The sequence below is a fragment of the Dactylosporangium sp. NPDC005555 genome (genome assembly GCF_040605635.1).
Classification (GTDB): Bacteria; Actinomycetota; Actinomycetes; order Mycobacteriales; family Micromonosporaceae; genus Dactylosporangium.
In genome coordinates, this window is record NZ_JBEXDG010000064.1 from 15,673 (window position 1) to 41,546 (window position 25,874).

Here is a 25,874-nt window from a genome sequence, read left to right on the forward strand (position 1 = left end):
GACGCGACGGGTGACCGGTAGGCGGCTGATCGGGGCCGCGGCGTTGGTCGCGGCGCTCACCATGCTGAGCCGGATTGCCGGATTTGCGCGCATTCTGGTGTTCAACTGGTCCGTCGGGCCGACGTTTCTCGGGAATGCGTACACCGCGGCCAACACCATCCCGAACATCATCTTCGAGCTCGTCGCCGGCGGTGCCCTCGCGAGTCTCGTGGTGCCGATGCTCGCCGGGGCGGTCGCCCGGCAGGACAAGCAGGCCGTCGCGCGGACGGTGTCGGCGCTGCTCGGCTGGGTCGTCGTGCTGCTCGTCCCCGCCGCGGTCCTCGTCGCGCTGCTCGCCCGGCCGCTGGTGACGGTGCTGATGCCCGGCCAGCCGGCGAGCGCCGTCGACGCGGGTGCCGACATGTTGCGCGTGTTCGCCCCGCAGCTGCCCCTGTACGGCGTCGGCATCGTGCTCACCGGGACGCTGCAGACGTACCGGCGGTTCGCCTGGCCGGTCATCGCCCCGCTGCTGTCGAGCGTGACGGTGATGACGGTGTACGTGACGTTCGGCGTGCTCGCCGGACGTGGCACGGACCTCGGCCGGGTCAGCGCCGCCGACCTGTGGCTGCTGTCCGGCGGCACGACCCTCGCGGTCGCCGTGCTGACGCTGAGCCTGCTCGTCCCGCTGCGCCGCCTGCGGCTCAGCATCCGGCCGACGCTGCGCTTCGACGTCGCCGGGATCAGCACGCTCAAGCCGCTCGTCGTCGCCGGGATCGTCACCGTCGGCAGCCAGCAGCTGGTGCTCGGGCTCGCGATCGCGTTGAGCGGCTACGCCGGCGAGGGCGCCGTCGTCGTCTACAGCCTCGCCCAGACGATCTTCCTGCTGCCGTGGGCGGTCCTCGCGGTGCCGGTGGCGACGACCGCGTACCCGGGCCTGGCGGAGGCGGGCGAGGCGAAGGACCGGCAGCGGTTCGCCGACGTGCTCGCGCCCGCGCTCCGCACGGTGGTCGTCGTGACGTGCCTCGGCGCGGCGGCGCTGGTCGTGCTCGCCGAGCCGATCGCGGTCGTCCTCGCCGAGCTGTCGTCGAAACCGCCGGACATCGGGCAGCTCGCCGCCGGCATCACCTGGTTCGCGCCGGGACTGGTCGGCTACGGGGTGTTCGCGCTGCTGTCCCGGGCCCTGTACGCGGGCGGGAACGCCTACGCCGCCGCCTGGGCGACCGGGTTCGGCTGGGCCGTCGTCGCGGCCACCGCCGTGCCGCTGTCCGTCGCGCTGCCGCTGGACCGCCGGGTCGCCGCGTTGGCCGCTGCCAACTCGACAGGCATGCTCGTGCTCGCCGCCGCTCTCGCGCTCACCGTCCGGGCCAGGGCCGGAGCGCAGGCCGTCGGTGGCGCAGGTCGTACAGCAGCTGCCGCCGTGACATCGGCAGCCGTCGCCGCGGCCGTGGCATTGACGCTCAAGGATGTCATCTGGGGCGGCGACACCCCAGGTGCGCCCGGCGCGATCGCACAGGGCATGCTGTGCGGAGTCGCGGTGGCGGTGGTGTTCCTCGCCGGGGTGGCGGTCATGGACCGGCGGACCCTGCAGCGGCTCAGACACAGGAAGGGCTGAGGGTGGGCGCCCGCATCGCGTTGGTCATGGCGTCGAGCACCGGCGGCGTCGGGCGGCACGTCGGCATGCTGGTCGACGGCCTGGTCGCGGGCGGCGACGACGTCAGCGTGCACGGGCCCGCCGCGACCGGCGAGCAGTTCGGGTTCGCCCGGAGGGGCGCCACGTTCGTCCCCGTCGAGATCCCCGCGAGTCCTCAACCGGGTGACGTCCTCGCCGTCCGGGCGTTGCGCCGCTCACTCAAAGGTGTCGACGTCATCCACGCGCACGGGTTGCGCGCCGGGTTCGTCGCCGCGCTCGCCCGGCCCACCGGCACCCCGCTCGTCGTCACCTGGCACAACCTCGTCCTGGCGCAGGGCCTGCGGGCGAGGCTCTACCACCCTCTCGAGCGGCGGGTCGCCCGCGCCGCCGACGTGACCCTCGGTGTCTCCACCGACCTCGTCGAGCGGGTCCGCGAGCTCGGCGGCCGGGACGTGCGGCTCGCGCTCGTGCCCGCCCCCGTGCTGCCGCCGCCGGCGCGCACCCGCGACGAGGTCCGCGAGGAGCTCGGCGTCGAGGAGGGCCGGCCGCTGCTGCTCGCCGTCGGCCGCCTGCACCCGCAGAAGGGGTTCGAGTCCCTCGTCGCCGCGCGCTGGTCAGCGGATGGTGACAGGCCGCAGCCGTTCGTGGCGATCGCGGGCAGCGGACCGTCCTACATGACGCTCGCGCAGCGGATCTCCGCCGAGCACGCGCCGGTGCACCTGCTCGGCTACCGCGACGACATCCCCGACCTGCTCGCCGCCGCCGACCTCGTCGTGGTGACCAGCGTGTGGGAGGGGCAGCCGCTGTTCGTCCAGGAGACCCTGGCCGCCGGTGTACCGCTCGTCGCGACCGCCGTCGGCGGCATCCCCGAGGTGGTGGGCGACGGCGCCCGGCTGGTCGAGCCGCACGACGTGGAGGCGTTCACCGCCGCCGTCGAGGCGCTGCTCGCCGACCCGGCCGCGCTGCGGGAGCTCGGCAGGCGCGGCCTGGCCAGGGCGGCGACCTGGCCGACCGAGCGGGACACCCTGAAGCAGGTCGAGGCGGTGTACGCGCAGCTGCCGGGAGCTGCCGGAAGGGCGTGACCCGCCGCACCCGCGGGGAGCGTTGATGCGGCAGCGGCTGCATCGCTTCACGCCGGCGCTGCTGTCCCTGCTCGTCGGGGTCCTGGCGCTGCTCGCGCTGATCCCGCGGCCCGCCGCGGAGGCCGTCCCGCCGTCCGCCGACTACGTCATCGTCGTCGGGGTCGCCGGGCTGCGCTGGGACGACGTCAACCCCACCGACACGCCGACGATGTGGCAGCTGGCGGAGCACGGCGCGATCGGCGCCCTGTCGGTGCGCTCCGCGCGGCGGGTCACCTGCGCCGGCGACGGCTGGCTCACCCTCGGCGCCGGCAACTACGCGACGTTCACGACCGGTCCGATCACCTCGACGTGCCCGCCGCTCGCCGTCACGATCTCCCCGGACGGGACCAAGACCGGCGCGTCGCTGCCCGAGCACGGCATCGTCGTGGCGAAGAACCGCGCCCTGCACTGGGGTGCCCAGCCGGGCGCGCTCGCCGAGGGCGTGCGGTGCACCACCGCCGTCGGGCCGGGCGCCGCGATCGCCGCCGCCAGGCCGTACGGGCGGGTCGACCGGTACGCCGACACCGTCGACGAGAGCCTGCTGTCCGCGTGCGCGCTGACCCTCGTCGACGCCGGCCAGATCGTCGGGGCCGACGCCGCGTCCCGCGCCATGGACGCCCGCCGCTCCGACGCCGCCCTGGCACGGGTCATCGAGGCCCGCCCCGAACGCGCCGTCGTCGTCCTCGCCGGCCTGTCCGACCTGGACGCCAGCAGCCGCCTGCACGTCGCGATCGCGCAGGGCCCCGGCTACACCGGCGGCTGGCTCACCTCGCCGTCGACGTCGCGGCCCGGCTACGTGCAGGTCGTCGACCTCGCCCCGACCGCGCTGTCCGCCCTGGACCGGCCGATCCCCGGCAAGCTCTTCGCCGGCGGCGCCGCCACCATGGACAACGGCAGGCCGGCATCCGTCGACCAGGCCGTCGAGCGGCTCGCCGACGCCGACCGCGAGACCAGCGTCCAGCAGCGGGTCGGGTCCACGTTCTTCACCCTGCTCGTCGTCGCCGAACTGGCGCTGTTCGTGCTGGTCGTGCCGCTGCTGCGGTGGGCCCGCCGACCGGCCGGCCCGATCGCGCACCCGCCCGCGCCGCGGCTCGTCGTGCGCGCCGCCGAGGTCCTGCTCATCGCCGCGTCCCTCGCGGTGCCCGCCGCGCTGGTCGCGGACCTGCTGCCGTGGTGGCGGTGGTCGTCGCCGGGTCTCGGGTTCGGCGGGGTGACCCTCGCCGCGCTCGCCGTCGCCACCGCCGTCATCGCGCTGACGTCGTCGCGGAGCCGCGCCAACGCGCCGCTCGGCGGGGTCGCCGCCGTCGGCGCCCTCGCCGTCGCCCTGGACGTGCTCACCGGCGCGCGCCTGCAGCTCAACGGCGTCGCCGGCTACTCCGCGGCCGCCGGTGGGCGGTACGCCGGCGTCGGCGTCATCGGGCTCGGGCTGCTCGTCACCGGGGTCCTCCTCGGCGGCGCCAGCCTCGCGCAACGCTTCGAGCGGCGGTGGCGGCCGTTCGTCATGGCCGTCGTCGGCGCCGCCGGGCTCGTCGTCATCGGCAGCCCGTACCTCGGCGCCGACGCCTCCGGGGCCGTCGCCCTCACCGCCGGGGTCTGCGCCGCCGCCGCGATGGCCGTCGGCGGCTGGCTGACGATCACCCGGCTCGCCTGGGCGGTCGTCGCCGCGCTCACCGTCACCGCCGGGATCGGCGTGCTCGACCTGTTCCGCCCCGAGGATCAGCGCAGCAGCGTCGGCAGGCTCCTCGTGCGGACCCAGGACGGCACCGCCGGGTTCATCGCCCGGCGGATCGGCGAGGCGAACGTGGTGACAACGGTCACCAGCCCCCTCACGATCCTGGTCATCGGCACGGTCCTCTACGTGACGTTCGTGCTGCTGCGCGACTGGGGCGGCTTCCGCCGACTGCTCGGCGTCTTCCCGCCGGTCCGCGGCGCTCTCGCCGGGTTGGTGCTGGCCAGCGTGCTCGCCGGGGTCGTGGAGGGCGTGTCGCTCAACGTCCTCGGCGCCGCCCTCGCCACCGCCGCGCCATTGACGGTCCTCGCCTGCCTGCGCGTGCTCGACCACGCCGACGACCGGACACGGTGAGCGTCCCAACGGCTGAGCCGCCCGGAGTGTCCGAGGCGGGGCCGTTCACCTGCTGTTAGGCTGAACTCCCGTGGATCGCTCTTCGACACGGACCGGTGCGAGCCGGCAGGCTAAGCACATCTTCGTCACCGGGGGCGTCGCCTCCTCACTCGGCAAGGGTCTGACCGGCTCCAGCCTCGGCAGTCTTCTCAGCGCCCGCGGTCTGCGGGTCGTCATGCAGAAGCTGGACCCGTATCTCAACGTCGACCCCGGGACCATGAACCCGTTCCAGCACGGCGAGGTGTTCGTCACCGAGGACGGCGCCGAGACCGACCTCGACATCGGTCACTACGAGCGGTTCCTCGACCAGGATCTGTCCCGCAACGCCAACGTCACCACCGGCCAGATCTACTCCGCCGTCATCGCCAAGGAGCGGCGCGGCGAGTACCTCGGTGACACCGTCCAGGTCATCCCGCACGTCACCAACGAGATCAAGGCCCGCATCCGGGCGATGTCCGCACCCGACGCGGACGGCGTCGCGCCCGACGTGATCATCACCGAGGTCGGCGGCACCGTCGGCGACATCGAGTCGCTGCCGTTCCTCGAGGCGATCCGGCAGGTCCGGCACGACATCGGCCGCGACAACTGCTTCTTCCTGCACGTCTCGCTGGTGCCCTACCTCGCGCCCAGCGGCGAGCTGAAGACCAAACCGACCCAGCACTCCGTCGCCGCCCTGCGCAGCATCGGCATCCAGCCCGACGCGCTCGTCTGCCGCTCCGACCGGCAGATCCCGGAGAAGACCAAGAACAAGCTGGCCCTGTACTGCGACGTCGACGCCGAAGCGGTCGTGTCCGCACCGGACGCGCCCAGCATCTACGACATCCCGCGGGTCCTGCACGAGGAGGGCCTCGACGCGTACGTCGTGCGCCGCCTCGGCCTGTCCTTCCGCGACGTGGCGTGGAAGAAGTGGGACGACCTCCTCGAGCGCGTCCACCACCCCCGGCAGACGGTCACCGTCGCGATCGTCGGCAAGTACGTCGACCTGCCCGACGCATACCTGTCGGTCACCGAGGCCGTCCGCGCCGCCGGCTTCGCGCACCGCGCCCGCGTCGAGATCCGCTGGGTGCCCAGCGACGCCTGCACCACCCCGGCGAGCGCCGCCCAGGCCCTCGCCGGTGTCGACGGCGTCGTCATCCCCGGCGGCTTCGGCGTACGCGGCATCGAAGGCAAGATCGGCGCCGCGCAGTACACCCGCGAGCGCGGCATCCCGACCCTCGGCCTGTGCCTCGGCCTGCAGTGCATGACGATCGAGGTCCTGCGCAACGTCGCCGGCGTCGAGGGCGCCAACTCCCTGGAGTTCGACGCCGACGCCACCGACCCGGTCATCTCCACCATGGCCGACCAGGAGGACATCGTCGCCGGCAAGGGCGACCTCGGCGGCACGATGCGCCTCGGCGCCTACCCGGCGGTCCTCGCCCCCGGCACGCTCACCTCCGACGCGTACGGCACGCCGGAGGTGTCGGAGCGGCACCGCCACCGGTACGAGGTGAACAACGCCTACCGCGAGGCCATGACCTCCGCCGGCCTGCTCATCTCCGGCACGTCACCCGACGGCCGGCTCGTCGAGTTCGTCGAACTGGACCGGGAGCGGCACCCGTTCTTCGTCGCCACCCAGGCCCACCCCGAGCTCAAGAGCCGCCCGACGCGCGCGCACCCGCTGTTCGCCGCGTTCGTGGGCGCGGCGGTCGCCTACAACGCCGCCGACCGCCTCCCCGTCGACCTCGAAACCGTCGACGCATGACGTATGAGGTGCTGTCGCACACCGAACGGCTGCGCAACAGGGTCTTCGCCATCTTCACCGATGACGTCGTCATGCCCGGCGGCGGCACCGCCCTGCGGGACTACATGGTCCATGTGGGTGCGGTCGGGGTCGTCGCGGTCGACACCGGCGGCCGGGTCGCCCTCGTGCGGCAGTACCGGCCCGCGGTGCGCACCGTCCTGTGGGAGCTTCCCGCCGGCCTCGTCGACGTGGAGGGCGAACCCCTCGTCGACGCGGCCGCTCGCGAGCTCGCGGAGGAGGTCGACCTCGCCGCCGCGACCTGGGACCTGCTCGCCGAGGTGCATCCGTCGCCCGGCTGCTCCAACGAGAAGATCCGGCTCTTCCTCGCCCGTGACATCTCGCCGGTGCCGGAGGGGTCGCGGCACGCCCGCACCCACGAGGAGGCGGAGATGGAGCTGCACTGGATCGATCTCGACGTGGCCGTGGGGATGGCCCTGAGCGGCGAGGTCACCAACGCGGCCTGCATGGTTGGCATCCTCGGCGCCGCCCACGCCCGGGACCGTGACTGGACCACCCTCCGTCCGGCGGCCTCCGCCACCTGACGTGCTTCGGGCCTGGTCGCGCTTCCTGCTGCCGCGACCGGGCCCGTGCCGCGGGGGCGCATTCTGTCGTCCGGCCCAAGTGGTGGCGGCCATTCGCTGGGCCGATGGTGCGCGCGGCCTTCGGCTGCGCAATGGGTGGCGTGGTGGCGGTGGTTGCCGTGCCGGAGGTGACCTCCGCGCCGCCGTCCGCACATGGTTCGCGCCGTCGAGGTACATATTCGGTGGTGACGCCACCGCCGCTGGCTGCAAAACCGATAGTGGGCTGGGCGGTGGGTGTCGCATTGGTCTTTGCTTTGGAACCAGCGGCGGTGGTGCGCCACGACATAGGTACCTCGGCGGCGGTTCATCGTGTGAGCGCGGCGGTGCGGAGGTCACCTCAGGCACGGCACTCAGGGCGACCACGCTACCCGTCGCGCGGCCGGAGGCTGTGCGGGACCATCGGCCCAGCGATTGGCCGCCCGCACACGGACAGGACGGCGGAAGGCGCTCCCGCGACAAGCCTCGCGGACCGAAATGCCGTACGAGGGACGAAACCCGCCATCAGTGCCGAAGCAGCGCCACTGCCAGGCAGAGAAGCGCACCCGCCGAGGAGAGCGTGCGGACGGTGTTCCAGCGGTTCCAGGTGTCCTCGAAGGCCGCGCGGACCGTGGCCGGGTCGGGGATCGAGGCGACGGGACCCGCGGCGTCGAGCTGGTTGTTCAGGGGGACGTTCACGGCGGCTGTCGCGACGAAGACCACGAGGTACAGCACCGTGGCCGCGATGAGCCAGGGCAGCATCGGCCGGTGGGTGCCGCCGAGGTGGAGCAGGACCGCGGCGATCGCGGCGAGCAGGGCGCCGACGTAGGCGGTGAGGAACCAGCCGTTGAGGATGGCGGCGTTGATCTTCTGCATGACGTCGACGAAGGTGCGGTCGTCGACGCGGCGCAGGGCGAGCATGACCGAGGTGGAGTAGGCGAAGAAGACGCCCGCGGACAGGCCGACGAGGAGGGTCGCCGTGGCCAGGACGGCGCTGCGCAACTGTTCCATGCGGTTCAGTCAATCCGGTGCACCGCAGACGCGCCATGGCCGAGCATCGCCGATCCATGTGTCATCGTCTACGGTGTGGATGCTTTGACGGCGTTGCTCGACGGGCCGCGGGCGCGTGGGGCGTTTCTGCTGCGGTCGGTGCTGACGCCGCCGTGGTCGCTGCGGATCCGGGACGAGGCCGCGATCGCCCTCGTGGCGATGGTCCGGGGTGAGGCGTCATACATCCCCGACGACGGAGATGTCCGGAAGATCGGACCGGGCGAGGTCATGGTGATCCGCGGGCCGGGGCACTACACGGTCGCCGACCCACCCGGCACGGCGCCGCAGATCATCATCCACCCCGGGCAGCGGTGCACGACCCCCGACGGGACGGAGCTCCACGAGGTCATGCACCTCGGAGTGCGCACCTGGGGCACCGACGCGGACGGCCCCACCCTGGTCATCACCGGGGCGTACGAGCTGACCGGCGAGGTCGGCCGGCGGCTGCTCGCCGTCCTGCCCGACGCGCTGGTCGTGCGGGAGGAGGGGCCGCTCGTCGGGCTCCTCGCCGCCGAGATCGCCAAGGACCGCCCCGGGCAGGAGGCGGTCCTGGACCGGCTGCTCGACCTGATGCTCATCTCGGCGCTGCGCGGCTGGCTGGACCGGGCCGGGGACGGCGCGCCGGGCTGGTACCGGGCCCAGGCCGACCCCGTCGTCGGACCCGCGTTGCAGCTGCTGCACCACAACCCGGCGCACCCGTGGACGGTCGCCGTGCTCGCCGAGAAGGTGGGCGTGTCGCGGGCGTTGCTGGCCCGGCGGTTCACCGACGTCGTGGGGGAGCCGCCGATGGCGTACCTGGCCGGGTGGCGCCTGGCGCTCGCCGCCGACCTGCTCCTCGAACCCGGCGCGACCCTCGGCGCGGTCGCGAGGCGGGTGGGCTACGGAGGTGCTTTCGCGTTGAGCGCCGCGTTCAAGCGTGTCCGCGGTGTGAGCCCGCAGCAGCATCGTGGACAATCCTGACATGTCACTCTGCCCGTGCGGGCTCGGCGAGCCCTACGACGACTGCTGCGGACGCTTCCACCGGGGCGCCGAGGCGCCGCCGAGCGCCGAGCTGCTCATGCGTGCCCGGTACAGCGCCTACGTGGTCGGCGACCGCGACTTCCTGCTGCGCAGCTGGCACGAGAAGACCCGGCCGCGGATGCTGACGGTCGAGGACGGGCAGCACTGGAAGGGCCTGTACATCCTGGACCGCACCGGCGGCGGGCTGTTCGACAGTGAGGGCACGGTCGAGTTCAAGGCGCGCTACGAGGCGGACGGCAAGCCCGGGGTGATGCACGACACGAGCAGGTTCGTGAAGGAGAACGGGACCTGGCTCTATGTGGACGAGGTCTGACGGGCCCGCCACTCACGGTCGAGCATCGCGTAGACGTACTGGTCGCCGAACTCGCCCTTGAACAGCTCGTCCTCGACGAAGTGCGCCTCGCGGCGCATCCCGAGCCGGGACAGCAGCTGCCACGAGGGCACGTTGCGGGTGTCGCACTTGCCGCAGATGCGGTGCAGGCCGAGGCCCTCGAAGCCGAGCCGCAGCATCGCCTCCGACGCCTCGCGGGCGTAGCCGCGGCCCTGGAAGTCGGGATGCAGGACGAACCCGAGCTCGCCCTGGCGGCTCACGGCGTTCTCCCACTTCAGCACGACCTGGCCGATGACCCGGCCGCCGAGGTCCATGGCGAGGACCAGCCACTGGCCTTCCTCGGTGAGCGCGTCCTGGGCGATCCGGTTCTTCAGCGACGCCCGGGTCATCTCCTCGTCGTGGACGTCCCAGTAGAGATACCGCACGACGTCGGGATCGCCGGTGAGGGCGTGCAGGTCGGCGAAGTCGCCCTCGGTGAACGGGCGCAGCGTCAGCCGGCCGGTCAGGATGGGGTAGGAGGGGCGCAGCACGTCAGGATGCTAACCCGCCAAAGCGCTCCGGAGCGTGACAATTGTGCCCGCCGGCGTCGACTGCACCGTGACCTCATCGACGAGGTGCCGGGCCAGCCAGAGGCCGCGGCCGCTGACCGCGTTGCTCGGCGGGAGCGCCCGGCCGTCGAGCCGCTCGGCGGGGATGCCGGAGCCCTTGTCGGTGACCTCGCACAGCAGGATGCCGTCGAGGGTCCACAGCCGCACGGCGCCGCGCCCGCCGGCGTGACGGACCGCGTTGGTGACGATCTCGTTGACCGCCAGGACGAAGTCCTCGAGCCGTTGTCCGAGCAGGCCGACGGCGGCGGCCGCCCGGCTCACGGCGTGCCGCACCGGGGTGATCCGATCAGCGTTGAACTCCTCGACCAGCAGCGCCGTCTCGACGGCCTCAGCCACGGTGTCACCTTTCCGCTGCGTCTCCGCTGCGACCAAGCCGAGAGTACCCCGAGCCGATCCGAAACAACCGGGGAAGTCACCCTGGAGTGCAAGATGCAGATCGCTACCCGCATCCTTGACGGCGTGGACGACGACTTGCGGGTCACCGACGACATTGCACTGCCGCGCGCCGAGCTGGGCTGGAAGTTCAGCCGCTCAGGCGGGCCCGGCGGGCAGTCGGTGAACACCACCGACTCCCGGGTCGAGCTGCGGTTCGACCTGGGCGCGACCCAGGCGCTGCCGGAGCCGCTGAAGGAGCGCGCCCTGGCGCGGCTCGGCAACCGGCTCGTCGACGGCGTCCTGTCGATCATCGCGTCCGAGCACCGCTCTCAGCTGCAGAACCGGCGGGCCGCGGAGGAGCGCCTGGTGGCGGTGATCGCGCAGGCGATCGCGCCGCCGCCGCGGCCGCGTAAACGGACAAAGCCCTCGAAGGGTGCGATCGAGCGGCGGCTGACGGACAAGCGCCGCACCGCGCTGCGGAAACAGGAGCGGCGGCGCCCTCAGGACTAGAAGATCATGGTGTGGTACGAGCACTGTTCCTCTGCGTGACGCTGCTGGCGGCGTGCTCGTCCCCGGTGGAGCCGAGGGCGGACGTCACGGAGACGCCGGGCCATCCGCCGCAGACCGGCGCGCTGCCCGGCATCTCAGCGATGTCGGACATGCCGGCGCTGACGGCCGGCCCGGTGACCTCCGCCGGGTGGGAGGTCACCGTCTACTACACGGCCGTCGCGGCCCTGCACACCGGCGGGACGCAGCAGGTCACCGGCTGCCCCACGATCGACTGCCAGAAGAACCGCGACCAGCGGGACCTCGGCACGTTCCCGGCGTCGTTCGTCAAGGCCGTCAAGGACGAGGGCACCGGGAAGACCACCGACGGGCGGTACCTCAACTGGTCCTACGACACCGGGTACTGGATGGACACCGCCCCCCGCGACACCGCCGGCCGCCCGCTCGTCCCGTGGGTGTCCGCCGCCGCCGACGGTGACGTGCTGCGCGCCGGCGCCCGGTTCAGCGTCCAGCGGTGCGGCACCGCCGAGGTCACCGCCGCCGTCTGCGCCCGGCTCAAGGCGCCGACGTGGACGATCGTCGACGAGTTCACGCCCGGCATGGGCGGCTCGAAACACGTCGACGTCTACGTCGGCGAGGAGACCGGCGCCGACTTCACCGGCTCCGACCTCTACACCACCCTCGAAGGCGCGACCCTGTCCGTACTGAAGCCATGAGGGCATGATGTCGGGCATGAAGGTCATCGTCTTCGGCGCCACCGGCATGGTCGGCAAGGGTGTGCTGCGCGAGTGCCTCCTGGCGCAGGACGTCACCGAGGTCCTCGTCGTGGGCCGCAGCGCCACCGGTCAGCGGCACCCGAAGCTGCGCGAGGTCACCCACAGCGACTTCACGGACCTCACCGGCGTCGACCTCACCGGCTACGACGCCTGCTTCTTCTGCCTCGGCGTCTCCTCCGTCGGCATGTCGGAGGAGGTGTACCGGCGGATCACCGTCGACTACACCCTCGCCGCCGCGCGCGCCGTGTCACCCGGCTCGGTCTTCGTCTACGTCTCCGGCGCCGGCACCGGCAGTGGCCGCAAGGCCAAGTGGGCCCAGGTGAAGGGCGCCGTCGAGGACACCCTGCTCGCCATGGACCTGCGCGCCTACATGTTCCGTCCCGGCTTCATCCAGCCGATGCACGGCGCCGTGTCGAAGGTCCGGCTGTACCGCGCGATGTACACCGTCCTGCGCCCGCTGACCGCGGCCCTGGTCCGCTTCGCCCCCGGCATCGCCACGACCATCCAGCAGATCGGCCTGGCCATGCTGCGCGTGGCCCGCGAGGGCGGCACCAGGCACGTCCTGGAGTCCCGCGACATCGCCGCCATGTAAAGGGGGGTCAGGTCGGCAGCTGCCAGCGCTGGTTGGGGGAGCCGTCGCAGTCCCACTGGCGGGCGGCGGCGCCAGGGGCGGGGCTGCCGGAGTCGACGCCGATGCAGCGGCCGCTGTTGACGCTGACGAAGCGGAAGCCGTCGCCGTCGCGCTGCAGCTTCCACTGCTGGTTGGGGCCGCCGTGGCAGTCCCACTGCAGGACCTGGGCGCCGTTGTCCTTGGAGCCGCCGTTGACGTCGAGGCAGCGGTTGTCCTTGGTGTTGACGAACGCGAACACGTCCGGCGTGCCGGCGACCGACTGCGGCATCCACACCTGCGTGGGGTTGTTGTCGCACGGCATCTGGGTGGCGGCGCCGCCGTTGCCCTCGGCGGCCTGCATGCACATGCCGGAGTGCGCCGCGCGCAGCAGCGTCGGCTTCGCCGGGATCAGCGCCGCCGGCGGGGTCGGCGACGGGGCCGCGCTCGTCGGCGCCGGCGGGGGAGCGGCGCTGGACGCGCCCTGCGACGAGGGCTGCTCCGCGGGTGCCCCGCTCAGCCGCTCGGCGGCGCTCGGCGTGCCGTCGCCGTCACCGCCGCCCTGGAACGCGAAGACCAGCCCGAGGACGAGCGCCACGACGAGGAACCCGAACGCGCCGAAGAGCAGCGGGTCAGGCTTGAAGCGCGGCGGCCCGCTGGGCCCACCGGGCGCCCCGGGCGAGGTCGGGCGGGGCCCGCCGTAGACGGTCATGGCCGCACAGCATAGATCAACCACCCGGCCGGCTCCGTTCGGCTTCCGGACGGGTTTCGCCGGCGAACGTGCCGGAGAAAGGAACACTGTGTCAATCCGGCCGCGGAGGAGTTCACAGTGTGCTGGCTTCGCCGGTGTTCCGAGCGCCATAGACTGCCGCTGGTACACGCAGCGTCACCGTCGTCGCTGGTGGAGAGGGGTCACGCAACGTGAAGGTCGCAGTCCCACGCGAGGTCAAGAACCACGAGTACCGGGTGGCGATCACCCCGGCCGGAGTCCACGAGCTCGCCGCGAACGGGCATGAGGTCTTCATCGAGGCCGGCGCCGGCGACGGCTCGTCGATCACCGACCAGGAGTTCCGCGAGGCGGGCGCGCGGATCCTGCCGACCGCGGACGACACCTGGGCCGCCGGCGACCTGGTCCTGAAGGTCAAGGAGCCGATCGCCGAGGAGCACCACCGCATGCGCGAGGGGCAGGTCCTCTTCACCTACCTGCACCTGGCCGCCTCCAAGCCGTGCACCGACGCGCTCGTCGACCGGAAGGTCACCGGCATCGCGTACGAGACCGTCGAGCTCACCGACCGGTCGCTGCCGCTGCTCGCCCCCATGTCGGAGGTCGCCGGGCGGCTCGCCCCGCAGGTCGGCGCGTACCACCTGATGCGCGCCGGTGGCGGGCGCGGTGTCCTGCTCGGCGGCGTCTCCGGCGTGTACGCGGCGAAGGTCGTCGTCATCGGCGCCGGCGTCTCCGGGCTCAACGCCGCCGCGATCGCGCTCGGCATGCAGGCCGAGGTGCTGCTGCTGGACAAGAACATCTCCCGGCTGCGCGGTGCCGACGCCATCTACCAGGGGCACCTGCAGACGGTCGCGTCCAACAGCTACGAGATCGAACGCGCCGTCCTCGACGCCGACCTCGTCATCGGCGCCGTGCTGGTCCCGGGCGCGAAGGCCCCGAAGCTCATCACCAACGACCTGGTGAAGCGGATGAGGCCCGGCAGCGTCCTCGTCGACATCTCGATCGACCAGGGTGGCTGCTTCGAGGACTCCCGCCCCACCACGCACGCCGACCCGACCTACCGGGTCCACGACTCGATCTTCTACTGCGTCGCGAACATGCCGGGCGCGGTCCCGCACACCAGCACGTACGCGCTGACGAACGTCACCCTGCCGTACGTGGTGGAGCTGGCGAACCGGGGCTGGCGGGACGCGCTGCGCCGCGACCCGGCCCTCGCGCTCGGGCTCAACACCCACGACGGGCACGTGACCTACGGGCCGGTCGCCGAAGCGCACGGGATGGCCCACCTCGCGCTGGCGGACGTGCTGGCCTAGCGGTGACGTCCCAGCCGGCGGACACCGCCGCGGCCCACTTCACGGCCGCGGCGGTCGCCGGGCTGCGCAAGTCCGTCGAGGTGTACCTGGACCACCTGACCGTCGAGCGCGCACTCGCGGAGAACACCCTGGCGTCGTACCGGCGCGACCTCGACCGCTACGTCGAACGGCTCGCCGCGGGCGGCATCGGCGACCTCGCCGACGTCCGGGCGCGGGACATCGCCGGTCACGTGGCGGCGCTGCGGACCGGCGACGAGGACCACCCGCCGCTGTCGGCGTCGTCGGCGGCCCGGGCCGCGAGCGCCGTGCGCGGGCTGCACCGCTTCCAGCTCCTCGAGGGGCTCGCGCCGACGGACCCGTCACGGGACGTGAAACCGCCGTCGCTGCCGAAGCGGCTGCCGAAGGCCATCGACGTCGACCAGGTGTCGCGGCTGCTCGCCACCGCCGCCGACGCCGGCCCCCTCGGGCTGCGCGACCAGGCGCTGCTGGAATTCCTGTACGGCACCGGCGCCCGCATCTCCGAGGCCGTCGGCATGGCGGTGGACGACCTCGACCTCACCGGCTCGCACGGCATGGTCCTGCTGCGCGGCAAGGGCGGCAGGACCCGCCTCGTCCCGATGGGCAGCTACGCGCGGACCGCCATGGACGTGTACCTGGTGCGGGCCCGGCCCACGCTCGTGACGAGGGGCACCGGCGTGCCCACGGTGTTCCTCAACGCCCGCGGCGGCGCGCTGTCGCGGCAGAGCGCGTGGACGATCCTGCGCAAGGCCGCCGTCCGTGCCGGGCTGCCCGTCGACGGCCCGCACGGCGTGTCACCGCACACGCTGCGGCACTCGTTCGCCACGCACCTGCTCGACGGCGGCGCCGACATCAGGGTCGTGCAGGAGCTGCTCGGGCACGCGTCGGTGACCACGACGCAGGTGTACACCCTCGTCACCGTCGACAAGCTCCGCGAGGTCTACGCGACCGCTCACCCACGGGCGCGCTGAGCGAGGATCCGCAGGACGTTGCCGGGTCTGCGGAACGTCTCCACCGGCACGGTGCCGGCGAACACGCCGAGGAACTGCTCGACGCTCTCCTGCCGGCGGGCGACGGCCTTGAGCAGCAGCGCGCTGAGCCCCCTCACCGGTCGCAGCCGTGCCAGTCCCGTGGTCAGGTCGAAGATCCCCCGGCGGGCCTCGTCCCGGCGCCGCTGGTAGTCGTCCCTGCCCTGGACGATCGTGTCGGCGAGGAGCTCGGCGTCGGCCAGGGCGTTGCCGATGCCCTGAGCGGTCACCGGGTCCATGACCAGGCCCGCGTCGCCGGCCAGGAACCAGCCCGGACCCTGCGCCCGGCGCACGACGTTGGGCAGGTCGACGGTGGTGCGCAGACGCTCGACCCGCTTGCCGGCCCTGACCCGCTCGCCGAGGTCGCCGCAGCCGTCGACGGTGGCCAGCAGGTTTCCCTCGATGTCGCGGCGCCAGGCGTCGAACTGCGTTCTGGGGGCGGCGGCGTACACCATCGTGAGGCCGTCGTTGGTGGGGAACGCGGCGACGGCCCTGCCGGGGCGGTGGTAGAGCTCGCCGACGGGCATGTCGACGCCCTCCCAGTAGGAGTAGCTGGCGACGGTGCCAGGGGCGGTCTCCCGCAGTACCGTGGCGGCGACCTCCTTCGCGACCAGCGAATGCTTCCCGTCGGCGCCGACGACGACCGGCGCGCGGAGCTCTTCGCCGCCGCGCCCGCGGATGCCCGTCACGCGGCTCCCGTCGTTGACGACGCCCGCGACGTGGAAGCCCTCCCGCACCTCGGCGCCGGCGTCGCGGGCGGCGTCGACCAGGATCTTGTCGAGGACGGTCCGCCGGGGGCTGCACAGGAAGCCGTCCGGGTAGCGGCCCTGCACGACGGTCCCGGAGATGTCGAACCTGACGCTTCCGGTCGCCGGTGTACCGGCGGCGAGCAGCGTGTCGAGCAGCCCCCAGTGGTCCAGGCGTTGCACGCCGGCCGGCTGGATCTGGTGCGTGGACAGGGTGTCGCTCGGGAACCGGGCCCGGTCGACCATCAGGACCTTGAGGCCGCGCCGGGCCAGGAGCATGCCGGTCGCGGCACCCGCCGGCCTTGCGCCGACCACGATGACGTCGTACACCCACCTATGCCAACACGGGTTGACTAGCGTGTCAACGCTTGTTGGCCTACGGTTGTGGGCATGGGTTTCGTCCTACGGTCGCCGGCATGACTTCGACGCCGCCTCCGCGCCGGTCCGACGCGACCCGCGCGGAGATCCTGCGCGCCGCCCGCGCCAGGTTCGCCGCCGACGGCTACCAGCGGGCCACGATCCGCGCGATCGCCGCCGACGCCGGCATCGACCCGTCGATGGTCATGCGCTACTACGGCAACAAGACCCAGCTCTTCGCCGCCGCCGTCGACGTCCACCTGCACCTGCCCGACGCCGCCGGCATCCCGCGCGACAAGCTCGGCGAGACCCTCGTCGCCCACTTCCTCAAACGCTGGGAGGGCGACCCGACCGACGACGCCCTGCTGACCCTGCTGCGCTCCGCCGCCACCGACGACGACGCCGCTTCCCGGCTGCGCGAGATCTTCGCCGCGCAGGTCGCCCCGGTCGCGCTCGCCGTGTGCCCCGACCCCGCCGAGGCGGCGCTGCGCGCCGGGCTGGTCGCCACGCAGATGCTCGGCCTCGCCTTCTGCCGCCAGATCCTGCGCCTCCCCCCGGTCGCCGCCGCCACCCCCGACCTGCTGGTGGTCCACGTGGGGGCGACGGTGCAGCGGTACCTCACCGGGCGGCTGTGAACCGTGTTACCGTAGGCGCATGCGTTTCTGAGCCCACCAACGCCGCGCGTGCCGCCGCGACCCTTCGCCGGGTCTGCCGCTGCCCCCGTTGTGGGTTCGTCCGATCCCCGCTTCGTGCTCTGCGCGGCTGACGCCTGTCCATGTCCTTGAGGCCATCCGCAAGTCATCCGCGAAGGAGACGCTCATGCCTGCCGCAACCGCAGATAACCAGCCCGACGACACCCAGGCCACCACCGACGCCGAGGCCGCCCCGCTGAACCCGCTCGAGGCGATCCGCCGCGCCCAGGCCAACCGCTCCCTGCCCCCGGGCACCCAGCAGCACGGCGGCGGCAAGGGTGCCGGCGGCAAGGGCGCCAAGGGCAAGTCCCCTCGCATGTACAACCGCCACAAGTAACCCTCCCCGCCGGCCTATTTCCCATGATCCGGAAGACTTTGTGCTGCTATGACGTGCTATGACGACACAAAGTCTTCCGGATCATGAAGGGAATGCGGCCGGGGTCACGGGTCGGGCGTGAAGACCGACGTGGCGGCGGGCCAGGTGGTTCTGTCGTCGGGTTGTTCGGCGGTCAGGGTGCCGACGATCGCGGAGAGCTCCGTCGCGGTCAGGGGGCGGTCGCCGACGCTTTCGACCTGGAGGAAGAACTGGCGGTCCTCGACGAGCGTGGCGCAGACGTTGCCGCCGGGCCAGCAGGCGCTCTTGCCGATCTTGTCGCTGGTGAGCTGGTCGGCGACGCCGAGGGTCAGGATGATCGACGGGTACTGGCCGAGGTCGACCGGGGCGGTGAACGGGCCGGTCAGGGGTTTCAGGCCGAGGCGGACGACCGACAGGTTGGTCTCGTCGTACGGCGAGGTGCGGGTGCCGGCGGCGAGGAGACGGTAGCCCTTCGGGACGGGGTCGGCGCGGATGCCGGTCGGGAACGGGCGGGGGTCGGTGGCGGGCAGGGCGTCGGCGAGGGCGATCAGCTCGTCGCGGGTCGGGGCGGTCTCCAGGGACGACCAGTAGATCGCGGCCCAGGCACCGGGCATGTACTGCCAGGCGAGGGTCGGGACGACCGGCTCCCTGCAGCAGCCGGCCTTGTCCGCGGCCGCCGACGTCGACGGCTTGCCGGTGTGGCGGAGGAGGGCGGTCCGGCCGCCGACGGTGACCTTGCTGCCGCCGGCGAACTCACGGGTGTCGAAGGCGCCGGTGTTGTAGACGACGAGCCGGCCCTCGCGGGGCACGGGGTCGCCGAGGTCGCCGGGGGGAGTGGCGCTGACGGCGCCGCGGGGCGAGACGGACGGACCGGTGCGGGCGAGCGCGGGAGCGGACACGGAAGCGGACACGGAAGCGGCGGCCGTCGGAGCCGGGTTCAGGTCGATCGTCGACTGCTGATAGCCGGTGGTCACCAGATCGGGGTCGCCGACGATGTACCGCCCGGAGGTATATCCCGAGTAGGTGGTCTCGAAGGGGCGGCCCTGCGTGAACTCCGCCCGGCGGGCCGGGGACGGGGACGCCTCGGCGACGGCGAGGTTGCCGTCGGGGTCGGCGGCCGGGGCGATCGCCGGCGGGGTGAGCAGCATCACCGCGGCGGTCGCGCCGGCGATCACGGCGGCGAGGCCGCCGGCGACGGAGGAGAGCAGGACGGTGCGGCGCCGGCGCCGGGCGAGCCGGCGGCCGGCGGCGGTGATGTCGTCAATGCCGAGTCGCGGTGGCGGCGCGTCGTCCCTGGCCGCCGACAGCAGCCTGTGCAGGTCGTGATCCATGCCCTTCCCTCCCCTTCTCCATCTCGTGAGCACCCGTCGGCGGCCGTGCGTGCCGGCCGGGTCGCGCGTCGGCGCCGGGGCGGACGCCGGCTCCGAGGCCTGGGAGGCCGGGGTCGTCGTCGTCGCGCGGCTCCGCGCCGAGCAGGGCGCGGAGGGCGGTGAGCCCGCGGGCGGTCTGGCTCTTGACGGTGCCCGGCTGCCGGCCGAGCACCTCGGCGGTCTCCTCAACGCTCAGCCCCTCGTAGTACCGCAGGACCAGCACGGCGCGCTGGCCGGGCGCCATCCGGGCGAGCGCGGCGCGGATCCGGAGCCGCTCGTCGACCTGGTCGGCGTGGTCTGGGCCGGGCAGCTCGGGCAGGCTGTGGCCCACCGAGCGCTCCCTGCGCCGCCACGGCCGGCGGCTCTCGTCCACGAGGGCGTGCACGACCGCCCTGCGCACATAGGCGAGGGGTGTGTCGACGCGGTGCCAGTGCGCGTAGAGCTTCGCCAGGGACGAGGCGACGGCGTCCTCCGCCGTGTGCCAGTCCCCGCACGTCAGGTAGGCGAGCGAACGCAGGCCGTCGAACCGTGCGGCGACGAACTCCCGGAACTGCGCTTCGTCGTCTTCGTTCACCCGATCGGGCTCCCTTCGTCGCGGGGTAGACGAGGCCCCGGCACGAAGGGTTGCACGTGGGTACGACGAAACATCGCCGCCGTCGCAGATGTGGCCGACCGGCTACGCGGGCGGCACCGAGCCGTCGACAGGGGGTGTGGTGCCGCCCGCGGTCGGGGTGGGCGGCGCCGCCGTCGTCGGTGGCGGCGGCTCGCTCGTCGCGGGCGGCGGCGGGGAGGTGGAGGTGTCCGGCGTCGGGGATGTCGAGGCCGACGCGCTCGCTGTCGCCGCCGCCGAGGTACGGGTGGCGCTCCCGCCACCGGGTGCCGGCCCGGAGGTGGCCACGGTCGCGGACTGCGACATGCCCGGCACGCCGCTGGGCATGTCGCCCTTGGTGCCGTCGCGGGTGAGCGCGATCACCGCGAGGATCACGCCGCCGGCCATGGCGAGCAGCGCCAGGCCGATCGCGACCGGGATCCAGGCGGGCCGCTCCGGCTTCGCGCCGGACGATCCGGGCCCGCCCAACGTGGTGGCGCCTACCCGTGGTGACGTCACCGTCGCAGAACGTCGAGCGGGGACCGGTACCACACCCGGAAGATCCTGGAGTGTGTCGTCCTCGGCGGCCCGTGCGGCCGCGGCGAGCGCAGCGGCCGTCGGGAACCGGTCCTCGGGGTCCTTCTCCATCGCGCGCTCGACCAGGGCGCGGACGTTGCCGGGCAGGTCCAGCGGCAGCGGCGGCGGGTCGTCCTGCAGGTGCTTGATCGCGATCTCGAGCGGCGAGTTGCCCGTGAACGGCGGCGCGCCCGTCAGGCAGTGGTAGGCGACCGCGCCGAGCGCGTAGATGTCGGTCGACGGCGCGATCGGCTTGCCCGACGCCTGCTCGGGCGACATGTACAGCGCGGTGCCGATCACCGCGTTCACCTTGGTGACGGACGTCACGTTGGACGAGCGGGCCACGCCGAAGTCGACGAGGGTCACCGCCCCGTTGTCCCCGACCAGGAGGTTGTTGGGCTTCACGTCGCGGTGGATGATCCCGTTGCTGTGCGCGGCGTGCAGGGCGTCGGCCGCCTGCGCCACGATCGCCATGGTCTCCTCGGGCGACAACGCACCCTCACGGATGCGCTCGCCGAGGGGACGGCCCTCCACGAAGGCCATGACCAGGAACATGGTGCCCTCGGGCGTCTCGCCGTAGTCATAGACGCCGACCACGCCCTTGTGCCCGATCGACGCCATGATCCGCGCCTCGGCTCGGAACCGGCTGCCGAACTCGGCGTCGCTGGTCAGGCCCGGCAGCAGCACCTTCACGGCGACCGTCCGGTTGAGCGTCTTGTCGGTGGCGCGGAACACCTGCCCCATGCCGCCGCTGGCGACGAACTCATCGAGGCGGTACCTGTCGCCGAGCACGTCTCCTGGTCCCAACACGACGATGACCGTACCCAACGATGCCGTTCGCGACACGCCGGGCGCGCGGACTGGGGTATGTACCCTGCAGTGACGTAGAGTCGGGCAACGGCCGTCCCGCTTCCCCAGCTCGCCGACGACGAATCGGACCCGGGTGGAGATGAGCCGCCGGGAGGGGCTGAAGAGGTTCGATGACAGGCATGGGTGACCAGGCGGAGTCGTGGACGACGCAGATGCGCGCCGAGCAGGCATCGCTCGACCTCGGTGCTGAGCTCGGACCTGCCGACCCGACGGCATACACGATGCGCAAGCCGATCCCCGAGCCGATGCCGATGGACCGGCACGGCCCGGCGCGGATCATCGCGATGGCCAACCAGAAGGGCGGCGTGGGCAAGACCACGTCGACCATCAACCTGGGTGCGGCCCTCGCGGAATACGGGCGACGGGTGCTGCTCGTCGACTTCGACCCGCAGGGCGCCCTGTCGGTCGGCCTCGGCGTCAACCCGCACAACCTCGACCTGACGATCTACAACATCCTGATGGACTCCGACGTGACCGTCGAGGACATCAGGATCAAGACGGACATCGCCGGCCTGCACCTGCTGCCGGCCAACATCGACCTGTCGGCGGCCGAGATCCAGCTGGTCACCGAGGTCGCCCGGGAGATGGCCCTCGCGCGGGTGCTGCGGCCGGTCCTGAAGGAGTACGACTACATCCTGATCGACTGCCAGCCGTCGCTGGGTCTCCTGGCGATCAACGCGCTGACCGTCGCGCACGGCGTCATGATCCCGCTCGAATGTGAATTCTTCTCACTTCGTGGTGTGGCGCTGCTGCTCGACACGATCGACAAGGTCCGCGAGCGGCTCAACTTCGACCTGGAGCTCGAAGGCATCCTCGCCACCATGTATGACAGCCGCACCACCCACTGCCGCCAGGTCCTGCAGCGGGTCGTGGAGGCGTTCGGCGACAAGGTGTATCAGACGGTCATCACCAAGACCGTCAAGTTCCCCGAGTCGACGGTCGCCGGCGCGCCCATCACCACGCTCGACCCGTCGTCCTCCGGCGCCCGCAACTACCGGCAGCTCGCCCGTGAGGTCATCGCCCAGCAGGCCGAGCGGCGGTTGTAGCGGTTTTCGCGGGCTCTTGCGCTACGGTCTTCCGGTGACCGACCCCGCCACCGTGGACTCCGCGGGCGCCGCTGACGTCGTGGCCGCGGCCGTCACGGCTCCGGATGTCACAGCTGCGGCCGTCACGGCTCCGGAGGTCACGGCTTCGGGCTTTCAGGTGCGGCTGGCCAACTTCACCGGCCCGTTCGACCTGCTGCTGCAGCTCATCGGCAAGCACAAGCTCGACGTGACCGAGGTGGCGCTGCACACCGTCACCGACGACTTCATCGCGTACATCCGCGCCATGGGCGACGACTGGGACCTCGACGAGGCGTCGGAGTTCCTGGTCGTCGCCGCCACCCTCCTCGACCTGAAGGCCGCCCGCCTCCTGCCGTCCGCCACCGTCGAGAACGAAGAGGACCTGGCCCTGCTCGAAGCCCGCGACCTGCTGTTCGCGCGGCTGCTGCAGTACAAGGCGTTCAAGGAGGCGGCGGCCCACATCGCCGGCCTGGAAGCGGTCGGGTCCCGGCGCTACCCGCGGTCGGTCTCCCTGGAGCCGCAGTACGCGGAGGCCCTGCCCGACCTCGTCCTCGGCGTCGGCCCGGCCCGCCTGCTGAAACTGGCGCTGCGCGCGTTCACCCCCAAGGCCGACCCGCCCCTGGTGTCGATCGCCCACATCCACATGGTCCGCGTCAGCGTCCGCGAACACGCCAACATCGTCCGCGACCGCCTCATCGAACAACGCGAAGCCACGTTCAGCGCCCTGTGCATCGACTGCGAGTCGACGCTGGAAGTCGTCGCCCGCTTCCTCGCGCTCCTCGAGTTGTACCGCGAGGACCTCGTCTCCTTCGAGCAGATCCAGGCGCTGGGCGAGCTGGTGGTCCGGTGGACCGGCCCTGATGACGCGACGGCCGCCGCGATCGAGGTCGAGGAGTACGAAGGCTCACCCGCCCCACCGGACACCGCCGCCCTCGACGCCGACCCCGCGCACGACGCCGAGCCTGTGGACGACGCCGGGGCCGCTCCCACTCTCGCGGACGCCGCTGAGCCTGTGGAGGACGCCGAGGATGTGGACGAGGTGGACCCGGCCGCGGATGGTGTCGAGGATGCGGTCGTGGACGTTATGTCTGCGGACGACGTGGACCCGGACGACATGGACCAGGACGACGCGGACGCGGCTGACCTGAATGCGGATGACGTCGAAGCCGTGACCGCGATGGACGCGGGGGCGTCGGACGTCGAGAGCGTGGACGCGCAGTCCGTCGAAGGCGTGACCGCGATGGACGTGCGGGCGTCGGACATCGAGAGCGTGGGCGCGGAGTCCGTCGAGAGCGTGAACGCGGACGGCGTGGACTCGGACGAGCCGGCCGCCGACCCTGCGGGTGACGTGGACGCGGATGTGCGTGTGGAAGTCGGTCAGGAGCCCGCCGGTCCCACCGGCGACCCGGCCGAGGCGGACAGCGAGGTGGACCAGTGAGCCAGGACGACCAGTCGAGGTCGCTCGCCGACCAGGCCGCGAACTGGGTCCCGCCCTGGGCCCGCCCCCAGCCCCCGGCCGAGCCCTCCATTGAAGCCGCCGCCTCGCCCGCCGAGCCCGACGAAGCCGCCGCCGCCGATCCGCACGACGCCGCTGCCGAAGCCGACGGGTCCGCCGCGCCCGTCGAGGCCGAGCCCGTCGAAGCTGCTGAGCCCACCGTCGAGGCCGCGCCCGACGTCGCCGCCGGCTCGCTGGACGACGCCGACGAGCGCGATGAGCGCGATGAGGCCGTTGAAGCTGTGGCCGTCGCCGCTGCGGATTCGCCCGAAGTTGACCTTGGAGACTTTGTCGCACCAGGGCCAGCCAAAGTCTCCAAGGTCAACTCGGACCGGTCCGCGCCCGAACCTGAGGCGGTGGCTGAGCCCGGGTTCACACCTGATCTCGAAGCCGAGACCGGGCCAGCCGAGCCGGCCGAGCCAGCCGAGCCCGAGCCCGCCGAGCCAGCCGAGCCCGAGCCAGCCGCCGAACCCGCTGAGACCGAACCCGGCCCTGAGTCCGAGGTCACGGCTGAGCCGGAGACCGCGCCCGGGCCTGCGGCCGAGACCGGGTTCACGGCTCAGCCGGTGGGGGAGTCCGAGCCTGAGCGCGAGCCCGTGTCCGCGCCGGACGCCGGCACCGCGCCTGAGTCCGTGGCTGAGCCGGAGCTCGAGGGGGAGCCTGAGGCGGCGGCTGAGGCCGGGGTCACCCCTGAGCCTGAATTCACGGCTGAGCCGACCCCCGAAGCCGAGGCCGTGCCGGCGCCCGAGGCGGACGAGGCGCTCGCCGGCGGGCGGGTGCCGGTCGGCGAGCCCGCCCCCGACGACAGCGGCGTCCTGTTCGACGTGCCCCGGGCCGCCCCGCCCGCCGCGGAGCCCGAGCCCGCCCCGGTGATGTCCGAGGCGGAGCTGCGGGGGGCGGTCGAGGCGATCCTCCTCATCGTCGACGAGCCGGCCACCGAGATCACGCTCGCGCAGGTCCTCGATCAGCCCGTCGACCGGATCCGTGGCGTGCTCGAGGACATCGCCCGGCAGTACACGCAGCTCGGGCTCGGGTTCGACCTGCGGCGGGTGGCCGGGGGGTGGCGGCTGTACACGAGGGCGGAGTTCGCGCCGTACGTGGAGAAGTTCGTCCTCGACGGGCAGCAGATCCGGCTCACGCAGGCGGCGCTGGAGACACTCGCCGTGGTCGCGTACAAACAGCCTGTCACCAGATCGCGCATCTCGGCCATCCGCGGTGTCAACTGTGACGGCGTGGTCCGTACGCTGGTGACGCGGGGTCTGATCGAAGAGACCGGCAGTGAGCCCGAAAGCGGGGCGTTCCTGTACCGGACGACGTCGCTGTTCCTGGAGAAACTCGGCCTGGACAGCGTCGACCAGTTGCCGCCGCTCGCCCCGTTCCTTCCCGACGACATTGATGAGATCGCCGATGCCCAGCGTTGACCCGTCCACCAATCCAGTAACCGACTTCGAAGGCTCCGCGTTCGACGCGCCGCCGGATGCCGAGGTGCCGCGGAACGAGGAGCGGCTGCAGAAGATCCTGGCTGCCGCCGGGCTCGGGTCCCGGCGCAACTGCGAGCGGATGATCGACGAGGGGAAGGTCACCGTCAACGGCAAGGAGGCCACCCTCGGCGACAAGGCCGACGCGACCCGGGACGTCATCCACGTCAACGGGTCGCGGCTGGTCACCGACACCCGGATGGTGTACATCGCGCTGAACAAGCCCGCCGGCGTCGTGTCCACGATGGACGACGACAAGGGCCGTGAGGCGCTCGCCGACTACGTGCCCAACATCAGCACGCGGGTCTTCCACGTGGGGCGCCTCGACCTGGAGAGCGAGGGCCTGCTGCTGCTCATGAACGACGGCGGGCTGGCGCACAAACTGATGCATCCCTCGTACGAGGTGGCGAAGACCTACCAGGTCGAGATCTCCGGGCCGGTGCCCCGGTCGATGGGGCGCGAGCTGAAGTCCGGCATCCAGCTCGACGACGGGCCGGCGAAGGTCGACTCGTTCAAGGTCGTCACCGCGTACGGCAAGGTCGCGCTCGTCGAGGTCGTGCTGCACGAGGGGCGCAACCACATCGTGCGGCGCATGTTCGACGCGGTCGGCTTCCCGGTGCAGCGGCTGATCCGCACGCAGATCGGCCCGATCCGGCTCGGCGACCTCCGCCCGGGCAGGACCCGGCACCTGTCCCAGGCGGAGATCGGCGCACTCTTCAAGGCGGTAGGGGAGTAG

25 protein-coding genes and 1 pseudogene are annotated in these 25,874 nt (G+C 72.5%); 18 read left to right on the forward strand and 8 right to left on the reverse strand.

Features of this window, described 5'->3' with window-relative positions:
* The first annotated feature begins 10 nt into the window (after positions 1–10).
* From ABZS58_RS42465 to ABZS58_RS42485, 5 genes are all read left to right on the forward strand, one after another.
* Positions 11–1,591: a lipid II flippase MurJ gene (locus ABZS58_RS42465; RefSeq protein WP_354789638.1), complete on the forward strand. Its 1,581-nt coding sequence runs from the start codon at positions 11–13 to the stop codon at positions 1,589–1,591.
* A 26-nt stretch (positions 1,592–1,617) separates the two neighbouring features.
* Complete coding sequence (locus ABZS58_RS42470) at positions 1,618–2,691, forward strand: glycosyltransferase family 4 protein (protein ID WP_354789687.1); 1,074 nt, start codon at positions 1,618–1,620, stop codon at positions 2,689–2,691.
* A 25-nt stretch (positions 2,692–2,716) separates the two neighbouring features.
* Complete coding sequence (locus ABZS58_RS42475; RefSeq protein WP_354789639.1) at positions 2,717–4,813, forward strand: hypothetical protein; 2,097 nt, start codon at positions 2,717–2,719, stop codon at positions 4,811–4,813.
* Between the two features lie 70 nt (positions 4,814–4,883).
* Positions 4,884–6,593 (forward strand): CTP synthase, encoded by a 1,710-nt coding sequence (locus ABZS58_RS42480; protein WP_354789640.1) that lies wholly within the window; start codon positions 4,884–4,886, stop codon positions 6,591–6,593.
* Positions 6,590–7,174, forward strand: coding sequence for an NUDIX hydrolase (locus tag ABZS58_RS42485; RefSeq protein WP_354789642.1), 585 nt, complete (start codon positions 6,590–6,592; stop codon positions 7,172–7,174). Before ABZS58_RS42480 ends, ABZS58_RS42485 begins: the two co-directional genes overlap by 4 nt.
* Before the next feature lie 540 nt (positions 7,175–7,714).
* Here ABZS58_RS42485 and ABZS58_RS42490 read toward each other — a convergent pair.
* Positions 7,715–8,200, reverse strand: coding sequence for an anthrone oxygenase family protein (locus ABZS58_RS42490; RefSeq protein ID WP_354789643.1), 486 nt, complete (start codon positions 8,198–8,200; stop codon positions 7,715–7,717).
* A 75-nt stretch (positions 8,201–8,275) separates the two neighbouring features.
* Here ABZS58_RS42490 and ABZS58_RS42495 point away from each other — a divergent pair, with 75 nt between their 5' ends.
* Together ABZS58_RS42495 and ABZS58_RS42500 are read left to right on the forward strand one after the other, a co-directional pair.
* Positions 8,276–9,199, forward strand: a complete 924-nt coding sequence (locus ABZS58_RS42495) for an AraC family transcriptional regulator (protein WP_354789645.1) — start codon at positions 8,276–8,278, stop codon at positions 9,197–9,199.
* Between the two features lies 1 nt (position 9,200).
* Positions 9,201–9,572 (forward strand): YchJ family protein, encoded by a 372-nt coding sequence (locus ABZS58_RS42500; RefSeq protein WP_354789646.1) that lies wholly within the window; start codon positions 9,201–9,203, stop codon positions 9,570–9,572.
* Here the strand turns inward: ABZS58_RS42500 and ABZS58_RS42505 are convergent.
* Together ABZS58_RS42505 and ABZS58_RS42510 are read right to left on the reverse strand one after the other, a co-directional pair.
* Positions 9,554–10,120 (reverse strand): GNAT family N-acetyltransferase, encoded by a 567-nt coding sequence (locus tag ABZS58_RS42505; RefSeq protein WP_354789648.1) that lies wholly within the window; start codon positions 10,118–10,120, stop codon positions 9,554–9,556. The two genes, ABZS58_RS42500 and ABZS58_RS42505, sit on opposite strands and share 19 nt — an antisense overlap.
* A gap of 9 nt (positions 10,121–10,129) precedes the next feature.
* Entirely contained in the window at positions 10,130–10,534 is a 405-nt protein-coding gene (locus ABZS58_RS42510; RefSeq protein ID WP_354789649.1) for an ATP-binding protein, read from the reverse strand.
* A 123-nt stretch (positions 10,535–10,657) separates the two neighbouring features.
* Here ABZS58_RS42510 and arfB point away from each other — a divergent pair, with 123 nt between their 5' ends.
* The 3 genes from arfB to ABZS58_RS42525 are packed head-to-tail and all read left to right on the forward strand — an operon-like array spanning position 10,658 to position 12,448.
* Complete coding sequence (gene arfB, locus ABZS58_RS42515; protein WP_354789650.1) at positions 10,658–11,083, forward strand: alternative ribosome rescue aminoacyl-tRNA hydrolase ArfB; 426 nt, start codon at positions 10,658–10,660, stop codon at positions 11,081–11,083.
* Between the two features lie 11 nt (positions 11,084–11,094).
* Positions 11,095–11,796: a hypothetical protein gene (locus ABZS58_RS42520; protein WP_354789651.1), complete on the forward strand. Its 702-nt coding sequence runs from the start codon at positions 11,095–11,097 to the stop codon at positions 11,794–11,796.
* A gap of 16 nt (positions 11,797–11,812) precedes the next feature.
* Positions 11,813–12,448 (forward strand): epimerase, encoded by a 636-nt coding sequence (locus tag ABZS58_RS42525; protein WP_354789652.1) that lies wholly within the window; start codon positions 11,813–11,815, stop codon positions 12,446–12,448.
* Between the two features lie 7 nt (positions 12,449–12,455).
* Here ABZS58_RS42525 and ABZS58_RS42530 read toward each other — a convergent pair whose 3' ends face one another.
* Entirely contained in the window at positions 12,456–13,175 is a 720-nt protein-coding gene (locus tag ABZS58_RS42530) for an RICIN domain-containing protein (protein ID WP_354789653.1), read from the reverse strand.
* A 209-nt stretch (positions 13,176–13,384) separates the two neighbouring features.
* On the opposite strand from ABZS58_RS42530, the gene ald reads away from it, so the two are divergent.
* Positions 13,385–14,500: an alanine dehydrogenase gene (ald, locus tag ABZS58_RS42535; RefSeq protein WP_354789654.1), complete on the forward strand. Its 1,116-nt coding sequence runs from the start codon at positions 13,385–13,387 to the stop codon at positions 14,498–14,500.
* Between the two features lie 2 nt (positions 14,501–14,502).
* On the forward strand, positions 14,503–15,489 hold the full coding sequence (locus ABZS58_RS42540) for a site-specific tyrosine recombinase XerD (protein WP_354789655.1): 987 nt from the start codon (positions 14,503–14,505) through the stop codon (positions 15,487–15,489).
* On the opposite strand, the gene ABZS58_RS42545 is transcribed toward ABZS58_RS42540, so the two are convergent.
* Complete coding sequence (locus ABZS58_RS42545) at positions 15,471–16,622, reverse strand: NAD(P)/FAD-dependent oxidoreductase (protein WP_354789656.1); 1,152 nt, start codon at positions 16,620–16,622, stop codon at positions 15,471–15,473. The two genes, ABZS58_RS42540 and ABZS58_RS42545, sit on opposite strands and share 19 nt — an antisense overlap.
* Before the next feature lie 86 nt (positions 16,623–16,708).
* Here ABZS58_RS42545 and ABZS58_RS42550 point away from each other — a divergent pair, with 86 nt between their 5' ends.
* Positions 16,709–17,284 (forward strand): TetR family transcriptional regulator, encoded by a 576-nt coding sequence (locus tag ABZS58_RS42550; RefSeq protein WP_354789657.1) that lies wholly within the window; start codon positions 16,709–16,711, stop codon positions 17,282–17,284.
* Between the two features lie 184 nt (positions 17,285–17,468).
* On the forward strand, positions 17,469–17,678 hold the full coding sequence (locus ABZS58_RS42555; protein ID WP_354789659.1) for a hypothetical protein: 210 nt from the start codon (positions 17,469–17,471) through the stop codon (positions 17,676–17,678).
* Between the two features lie 104 nt (positions 17,679–17,782).
* Here ABZS58_RS42555 and ABZS58_RS42560 read toward each other — a convergent pair whose 3' ends face one another.
* The 3 genes from ABZS58_RS42560 to ABZS58_RS42570 all read right to left on the reverse strand — a co-directional run bounded on the left by ABZS58_RS42560 (position 17,783) and on the right by ABZS58_RS42570 (position 21,041).
* A complete protein-coding gene (locus ABZS58_RS42560) occupies positions 17,783–19,027 on the reverse strand; it encodes a hypothetical protein (protein WP_354789661.1) in 1,245 nt (414 codons plus the stop codon).
* Positions 18,957–19,640, reverse strand: a complete 684-nt coding sequence (locus ABZS58_RS42565; RefSeq protein WP_354789663.1) for a SigE family RNA polymerase sigma factor — start codon at positions 19,638–19,640, stop codon at positions 18,957–18,959. Before ABZS58_RS42565 ends, ABZS58_RS42560 begins: the two co-directional genes overlap by 71 nt.
* A 102-nt stretch (positions 19,641–19,742) precedes the next feature.
* Positions 19,743–21,041 (reverse strand): serine/threonine-protein kinase, encoded by a 1,299-nt coding sequence (locus tag ABZS58_RS42570; protein ID WP_354789665.1) that lies wholly within the window; start codon positions 21,039–21,041, stop codon positions 19,743–19,745.
* A 170-nt stretch (positions 21,042–21,211) separates the two neighbouring features.
* Here ABZS58_RS42570 and ABZS58_RS42575 point away from each other — a divergent pair, with 170 nt between their 5' ends.
* From ABZS58_RS42575 to ABZS58_RS42590, 4 genes and pseudogenes are all read left to right on the forward strand, one after another.
* The gene (locus ABZS58_RS42575) at positions 21,212–22,147 is read left to right on the forward strand and encodes a ParA family protein (protein WP_203853951.1); all 936 of its coding nucleotides are present in this window, start codon (positions 21,212–21,214) and stop codon (positions 22,145–22,147) included.
* Positions 22,110–23,030 (forward strand): annotated as a pseudogene (locus ABZS58_RS42580) (ScpA family protein); the annotation flags it as partial. The gene ABZS58_RS42575 and the pseudogene ABZS58_RS42580, both read left to right, overlap by 38 nt.
* A gap of 1,262 nt (positions 23,031–24,292) precedes the next feature.
* Positions 24,293–25,081 carry an SMC-Scp complex subunit ScpB gene (scpB, locus tag ABZS58_RS42585; protein ID WP_354789689.1) on the forward strand — a complete coding sequence of 263 codons (789 nt, stop codon included), beginning with the start codon at positions 24,293–24,295 and terminating at the stop codon, positions 25,079–25,081.
* Positions 25,068–25,874, forward strand: coding sequence for a pseudouridine synthase (locus ABZS58_RS42590; RefSeq protein ID WP_354789667.1), 807 nt, complete (start codon positions 25,068–25,070; stop codon positions 25,872–25,874). Before scpB ends, ABZS58_RS42590 begins: the two co-directional genes overlap by 14 nt.

What these genes read in the sequence shown, in the direction of transcription:
- ABZS58_RS42485 (WP_354789642.1), top strand. Translation starts at nt 6,590, where the DNA reads ATGACGTATGAGGTGCTGTCGCACACCGAACGGCTGCGCAACAGGGTC.
- ABZS58_RS42555 (WP_354789659.1), top strand. Translation starts at nt 17,469, where the DNA reads ATGCCTGCCGCAACCGCAGATAACCAGCCCGACGACACCCAGGCCACC.
- ABZS58_RS42470 (WP_354789687.1), top strand. Translation starts at nt 1,618, where the DNA reads ATGGCGTCGAGCACCGGCGGCGTCGGGCGGCACGTCGGCATGCTGGTC.
- ABZS58_RS42575 (WP_203853951.1), top strand. Translation starts at nt 21,212, where the DNA reads ATGACAGGCATGGGTGACCAGGCGGAGTCGTGGACGACGCAGATGCGC.
- ABZS58_RS42490 (WP_354789643.1), bottom strand. Translation starts at nt 8,200, where the DNA reads ATGGAACAGTTGCGCAGCGCCGTCCTGGCCACGGCGACCCTCCTCGTC.
- ABZS58_RS42550 (WP_354789657.1), top strand. Translation starts at nt 16,709, where the DNA reads ATGACTTCGACGCCGCCTCCGCGCCGGTCCGACGCGACCCGCGCGGAG.
- ABZS58_RS42560 (WP_354789661.1), bottom strand. Translation starts at nt 19,027, where the DNA reads ATGGATCACGACCTGCACAGGCTGCTGTCGGCGGCCAGGGACGACGCG.
- ABZS58_RS42475 (WP_354789639.1), top strand. Translation starts at nt 2,717, where the DNA reads ATGCGGCAGCGGCTGCATCGCTTCACGCCGGCGCTGCTGTCCCTGCTC.
- ABZS58_RS42530 (WP_354789653.1), bottom strand. Translation starts at nt 13,175, where the DNA reads ATGACCGTCTACGGCGGGCCCCGCCCGACCTCGCCCGGGGCGCCCGGT.
- ABZS58_RS42500 (WP_354789646.1), top strand. Translation starts at nt 9,201, where the DNA reads ATGTCACTCTGCCCGTGCGGGCTCGGCGAGCCCTACGACGACTGCTGC.
- ABZS58_RS42525 (WP_354789652.1), top strand. Translation starts at nt 11,813, where the DNA reads ATGAAGGTCATCGTCTTCGGCGCCACCGGCATGGTCGGCAAGGGTGTG.
- ABZS58_RS42590 (WP_354789667.1), top strand. Translation starts at nt 25,068, where the DNA reads ATGCCCAGCGTTGACCCGTCCACCAATCCAGTAACCGACTTCGAAGGC.